Here is a 6,017-nt window from a genome sequence, read left to right on the forward strand (position 1 = left end):
AGCGACTTTTATTTTTACACAAAAGTCGCTATTGTTACAAACTGCGGTTAGCAGAAGATTTATTATTAAATTTGAGTAACTGTCATTACACAGTCAGCACAAGAGCATGACGCTGTTCCGGTATTAAAATTAAATTGCTCTTTACAACCACAACTACCAGTGCAATCAATTTCAAATTTAGGTCCTAAAACTTTACCCTCTGTATTAATAGTTTGAGAGTACATTACAGATTGTAATTCACCTTTAGTGTCTTTAAATTTAAACAAAACAGCAATAACATCATCATTTGAGTAAAACTCAATGCCTTCGCTTTTTATTGCTTTAACACCATATTTTTTTTCAGAATATTCTAAAAATCTTGTATAAGAACTTTGAAAAAAATCAAGATTATACAGTGATTGAATTAATTTTTCTTTATCTTTAATATCTTCATTAATATTCCCATTACTTTGTCTTGTAGAAATAACTAACTTACAATCATTACAACCACATTGACCAATTCCAGTAACTAAACTCACAATCATTGTGCAATCATTACAACTACCTTTACATTCAACTTCAGCTGTATTATTGTTCAATACTTTCAGAATTTCAGATTCAGAATATAGTTCAGACTTTCTATTTGTTGAATTTAATATAGTTTCATTTGTTTCATTATTGTCACAAGATACAATAGTAAGTATTGTCATAAACAACACTACTACAATTTTTAATAAATTTTTCATAATGTTTAATCTTCCCTTTTTTATTTGACGGATTACCAAAGGATGATAACTTTAGGTACTATTTTATATGATTAATGTACCACCCTTAATGAGAATTCTCATTTTTCTTTTATGGTTTATTTGAGATGCACCTAACAAAATTTGATGTTTTAACCTCTTTAACCAACGTTTACAAAATTTTCTGCTAACTTATAAATAACATAAAGTTTATGCTATTTTCAATGCGCAATTTAAATACGTTTAAACAAACCATTGCTGTAGTTTTTCTGCCTATTTTAATAAATTTTCAAATAAAAAACCCAAACTCTTTCGAATTTGGGTTACAAATATTGTTTATAATATTTTATTTATTTCTCTTCTGCTCTCTCGCTAACAACGTATTTTTCAATAACATTGCAATGGTCATGGGTCCTACTCCACCTGGAACTGGAGTAATGTTTTGCGGCTTGTTTTCAGGTGGCAATTTCAGCACCAAGCCATTACAAATATACACTAACTAAATTTTAAATTTTACATTGCCGTGTCAAAAGTATCACAAAACTGCCCCTTGAAACAAGCATCTATGTAAAAGCATAACTTTGAGTTTCCTAAAAACGAAGAATTTGCCGAATTCAAACGTGTGAAGCAAAAGTTCTTAGGTCATGATAAATACGGCCAATTAGTGTTCTTAGCTGATAGCGATTTCTCTATCCAAATGACCCAACAGAAATATCCAACAGTAGAATTATTCTTTACTTCGGATTATCAGAAGAGATAAATAAAAAGCCATTTCGATTGAAATGGCTTTTTTTTGTGATTAACACTTTCATGAAAATTATCAGCAAAAATAGATAACTAACAATCAAAAATGAATATAACTCAAGCTATACTATTTATAATGTTATATAATTAAAAAGGTAGTTTTCGAACGTTTCTAATATATATTTCAGTAGCGGAATAAAAAATAACTAAACTTTTTTGTTACAAACTTTACAAAAACAAAGCGACTTTTATTTTTACACAAAAGCCGCTATTGCTACAAACTGCGGTTGTAAGAGGTTTTATTGTTTTATTAAAGTGAGTTGTCCTAAAGGAAGAGAAAAAGCCAAACCTGGTCCTTCACTTTCAATATATGGCCCAGCACTGGGATGGGTGATGACTATTTTCATGATTTCTTGATTATTTTCACTGGTTCGTCGCATAATTAAATCAGCATACTTTTTAGAAATAGGGTCCATTATAGATGCAAGTAATCTCTTCTCGTTTGGTAAACAATCTGTACAGGGTGATATTCTAGCATTATTGTTAATTAATAAATTACCATCTATTTTATGAATTATTTGGTTTGAGTAAACAGTATTTATTTGGTTTAAAGTGTTTATTTTTTCAATACCATTTTCAATATATTGGTATTCACCAATAATTAAGTCTTCATAATACTTTCCGTTATATTGCTGTATTTTTTTTACTAAAACTATTTTTAATAAGGTATTACCATTTGTGTATTGGTAAACCCCTTCAAATGGGTTTAATAAATTGTATATATCTTTCATATAATAACCATTAGGAAGACCTAATTCTGACTGACTTATATCTATAACAGGTGTTTGTGCTTTGCAACTTACAATAAGAAATAGCGCTAAAAATTTAATTATATTTTTCATATTAAATGTAGAAAACCTTAACTCTTGTTAAAAGAATTAAGGTTTTGTATTTATTGCTTAGTTAAAATTAAATCACTGGTTGGTAAGAAAATAGGAATATCAGATTGATTAGCATAAGGGCAATCTGAGGGTCTTAAATATTCTTCATATTCAAATGCTTTATAAGTAACTTGATTTGTGTTGTTAAGATTTTTTATAAGTGTAAAACTAGCTACATTATTACAATGGTTGCGGTCGTCAAAATATAGAAATATATAACCAATGCTACGATAACTGGCAAGATGTAATTTATAATTCTCTATGTTGTTTATTAATAGATCATTATAAAGTATTTGGTTGTTAGACAAATCAATAACTTTAAATTTACATTTTAACTGATCTTCATAATGATAATTTCCACTACTTGGATACGAAACTAATTGACGTGGGAATGAAACAAATTGAAAGGTGTACTCTTTGTTGTTTACGATTCCTTTCCAGGTACCCGTCCAGTAAGGAAAAACATTATCAAGATCTTTTAAATAAGCCCCATTAGGGCAATCAAATTCTGGAGTTTTTAAAGGAAATGTTTGGCAGCTAGCATTTAAGCTAATAAATAACATTATCAGTATTTTAAATAAGTTTTTCATTTTTTGAATCAAATTTTATAAAAAATTCTTCGTTAGAGATTTGAAATTCTATTTTTTCATTTTGATTTACAAATGAAATTTTTTCTTGAACAATTAATATCGAAAGGCATTATTACAAAAATGAAGAAAAAGTAGTTTTTCATTGTCTTTCAATATTAGTTAATGTTATGTGTTCGTAAGAAATGCTTGAAATATCAAATTTTTTTGTGCAAGTTTCTTTTAAATGTCCAGAAAATTGCACAGATATGGATTGTCCAATAGGTAATTCTTTAACATCGTTAAAAGTTGATAAAAAATTCTCATTACAAACAATCATGTGGTGAATACAATTGGTGCAATCTGGTTCAACATAAGTTAACCAAAATTTATTGTTATAAAAGTTATCATTTGGGTCAAGTTGTCTTTTATAAACAAGTTGTCCAATTAAGTTCGCTGAATCTGGTATTGTTGCTCTAATATCAGAATTACATCCACAAGTTGGGTTATCATCATTTTTATTACAACTAATTGTAGAAATTAATAATGTTAACGAAAAGCATAAAATGGATATTTTTTTTACACTTTTTGAAATGTTTTTTCTTTTCATCTTTTTGTTTTTTGTATCATTAGCACTCTTTTTTTTCGATTATTTTCTTCAAAAATTGGTTACAACTCATAAATAACATAAAGTTTATGCTATTTTCAACACGCAATTTAAAAACCTTTAAACAAACCATTGCTGTAGTTTTTCTGCATATTTTAATAAATTTTCAAATAAAAACCCCAAACTCTTTCGAATTTGGGTTACAAATATTGTTTATAATATTTTATCTATTTCTCTTCTGCTCTCTTGCTAACAAGGTGTTTTTCAACAGCATTGCAATGGTCATGGGACCTACTCCACCTGGAACAGGCGTGATGAATGAAGCTTTTTTAGATACATTTTCGTAATCTACGTCACCTACAATTCTATATCCCTTTTCAGTAGTTTCGTCTTCAACTCTTGTAATTCCTACGTCGATTACCACTACATCGTCTTTTACCATTTCGGCTTTTAGGAAATTTGGAACACCTAATGCAGAAATAATAATATCGGCTTGTGAAGTAATTTGATTGATGTTTTTAGAATGACTATGAGTAACGGTTACTGTTGAATTCCCAGGAAAACCTTTTCTTCCCATTAAAATCCCCATAGGACGACCAACAATGTGACTTCTTCCGATAACTACAGTGTGTTTACCATCAGTTGGTACATTATATCGCTCTAATAATTCTAAAATTCCGAATGGTGTTGCCGGAATAAAAGTAGACATATCTAAAGCCATTTTTCCAAAATTTTCAGGATGAAAACCATCTACATCTTTACTTGGATCAATAGCTTCAATGATTTTTTGAGTGTCAATTTGTTTTGGTAACGGCAACTGAACAATGAATCCATCAATATCGTCATTCTCATTCAATTCTTTGATTTTTTTCAACAATTCAATTTCTGTAGTAGTGCTAGGCATTTTAATCAAAGTCGATTCAAAACCTACACGCTCGCAAGATTTTACTTTGCTTCCTACATACGTTAAACTTGCTCCATCGTTACCTACAATGATAGCTGCTAAATGAGGTACTTTTTCACCTTTGGCTTTCATTTGAGCTACTTCAGCCGCGATTTCATTTTTAATATCTTCCGATACTTTTTTTCCGTCTAATAATTGCATTTGTTTTTTGTTTCAGGTTTAAAGTTTCAGGTTTAAAAGTTGTGTTTTACCCAAAACTAGTAGTTAGTATATTAAAAAAATAAGGTTTAAAACTCTCATAACTTGAAACTTTAAACCTTAAACTTATTTATCTCATGCCTTTCATTCCGCCCATGGCTTTCATCAGGTTTTTACCTGCGCCACCTTGCATCATTTTCATCATTTTGCTCATTTGGTCGAATTGTTTCATCAATTGGTTCACTTCTTCAATTTTTCTACCTGAACCCTTTGCAATTCTATTTTTACGTTTCACATCAATGATTGAAGGCTTGCTTCTTTCTGCTGGCGTCATTGAGTGAATAATGGCTTCAATATGTTTGAAAGCATCATCTTGAATTTCAACATCTTTTAACGCTTTTCCAGCACCTGGAATCATTCCAACAAGGTCTTTCATGTTCCCCATTTTCTTGATTTGTTGGATTTGCGCTAAGAAATCGTCAAAACCAAATTCGTTTTTAGCGATTTTCTTCTGTAATTTTCTTGCTTCTTCTTCGTCATATTGCTCTTGTGCTCGTTCTACTAAGGAAACCACGTCTCCCATTCCCAAGATTCTATCCGCCATACGATTTGGATAGAACACATCGATAGCTTCCATTTTTTCACCTGTACCGATGAATTTAATAGGTTTATTCACTACCGATTTAATCGAAATCGCAGCTCCACCACGCGTATCACCATCTAACTTCGTTAAGATAACTCCGTCAAAATTCAATCTATCGTTGAATGCTTTTGCTGTGTTTACCGCATCTTGTCCAGTCATCGCATCCACCACAAATAATGTTTCTTGTGGTTGAATTGCTTTGTGAACATTTGCAATTTCGTTCATCATTTCTTCATCCACAGCCAAACGACCAGCGGTATCGATAATGACTACGTTGAAACCATTCGCTTTTGCATGCTTGATTGCGTTTTGAGCAATTTCAACAGGATTTTTATTTTCTGGTTCTGAATATACTTCAACACCAATTTGTCCACCTACTACGTGCAACTGATTAATTGCCGCAGGACGGTAGATATCACAAGCAACCAATAGAGGCTTTTTGTTCTTTTTAGTTTTTAAAAAGTTCGCTAATTTTCCAGAAAAAGTAGTTTTACCAGAACCCTGTAAACCCGACATCAAAATCACAGAAGGATTTCCTGAAAGATTAATTCCAGTAGCATCACCACCCATTAATTCGGTCAACTCGTCTTTAACGATTTTAACCATTAATTGTCCTGGTTGTAATGTAGTTAATACGTTTTCACCAATTGCTTTTTCTTTAACTCTAGTAGTAAAATCTTTTGCAATTTTAA

6 protein-coding genes and 2 pseudogenes are annotated in these 6,017 nt (G+C 30.7%); 1 reads left to right on the forward strand and 7 read right to left on the reverse strand.

Annotated features, from left to right (window positions below):
* Positions 1-65: 65 nt before the first annotated feature.
* On the reverse strand, positions 66-725 hold the full coding sequence (locus B4I81_RS05485) for a hypothetical protein (RefSeq protein ID WP_291108546.1): 660 nt from the start codon (positions 723-725) through the stop codon (positions 66-68).
* Between the two features lie 343 nt (positions 726-1,068).
* A pseudogene (locus B4I81_RS05490) lies at positions 1,069-1,173 on the reverse strand (bifunctional 5,10-methylene-tetrahydrofolate dehydrogenase/5,10-methylene-tetrahydrofolate cyclohydrolase); the annotation flags it as partial.
* A gap of 132 nt (positions 1,174-1,305) precedes the next feature.
* Between B4I81_RS05490 and prfC the strand changes: the two are divergent.
* Positions 1,306-1,482, forward strand: a pseudogene (gene prfC, locus B4I81_RS05495) (peptide chain release factor 3); the annotation flags it as partial.
* Positions 1,483-1,765: 283 nt separating this feature from the next.
* Here prfC and B4I81_RS05500 read toward each other — a convergent pair.
* The 5 genes from B4I81_RS05500 to ffh form a co-directional block, all read right to left on the reverse strand.
* Positions 1,766-2,368 (reverse strand): DUF6705 family protein, encoded by a 603-nt coding sequence (locus B4I81_RS05500; RefSeq protein ID WP_291108548.1) that lies wholly within the window; start codon positions 2,366-2,368, stop codon positions 1,766-1,768.
* Between the two features lie 50 nt (positions 2,369-2,418).
* Positions 2,419-2,997 carry a DUF6705 family protein gene (locus tag B4I81_RS05505; RefSeq protein ID WP_291108549.1) on the reverse strand — a complete coding sequence of 193 codons (579 nt, stop codon included), beginning with the start codon at positions 2,995-2,997 and terminating at the stop codon, positions 2,419-2,421.
* Positions 2,998-3,136: 139 nt separating this feature from the next.
* Positions 3,137-3,583 (reverse strand): hypothetical protein, encoded by a 447-nt coding sequence (locus B4I81_RS05510; protein WP_291108550.1) that lies wholly within the window; start codon positions 3,581-3,583, stop codon positions 3,137-3,139.
* 220 nt (positions 3,584-3,803) lie between these two features.
* A complete protein-coding gene (locus B4I81_RS05515) occupies positions 3,804-4,685 on the reverse strand; it encodes a bifunctional 5,10-methylenetetrahydrofolate dehydrogenase/5,10-methenyltetrahydrofolate cyclohydrolase (RefSeq protein WP_291108552.1) in 882 nt (293 codons plus the stop codon).
* Between the two features lie 127 nt (positions 4,686-4,812).
* The coding region (gene ffh / locus B4I81_RS05520) for a signal recognition particle protein (RefSeq protein WP_291108554.1) at positions 4,813-6,017 on the reverse strand (1,205 nt) is incomplete at its 5' end.

Source organism: Flavobacterium sp. UBA6195 (genome assembly GCF_002422095.1).
GTDB lineage: Bacteria > Bacteroidota > Bacteroidia > Flavobacteriales > Flavobacteriaceae > Flavobacterium.

What these genes read in the sequence shown, in the direction of transcription:
- B4I81_RS05515 (WP_291108552.1), bottom strand. Translation starts at nt 4,685, where the DNA reads ATGCAATTATTAGACGGAAAAAAAGTATCGGAAGATATTAAAAATGAA.
- B4I81_RS05505 (WP_291108549.1), bottom strand. Translation starts at nt 2,997, where the DNA reads ATGAAAAACTTATTTAAAATACTGATAATGTTATTTATTAGCTTAAAT.
- B4I81_RS05500 (WP_291108548.1), bottom strand. Translation starts at nt 2,368, where the DNA reads ATGAAAAATATAATTAAATTTTTAGCGCTATTTCTTATTGTAAGTTGC.
- B4I81_RS05510 (WP_291108550.1), bottom strand. Translation starts at nt 3,583, where the DNA reads ATGAAAAGAAAAAACATTTCAAAAAGTGTAAAAAAAATATCCATTTTA.
- B4I81_RS05485 (WP_291108546.1), bottom strand. Translation starts at nt 725, where the DNA reads ATGAAAAATTTATTAAAAATTGTAGTAGTGTTGTTTATGACAATACTT.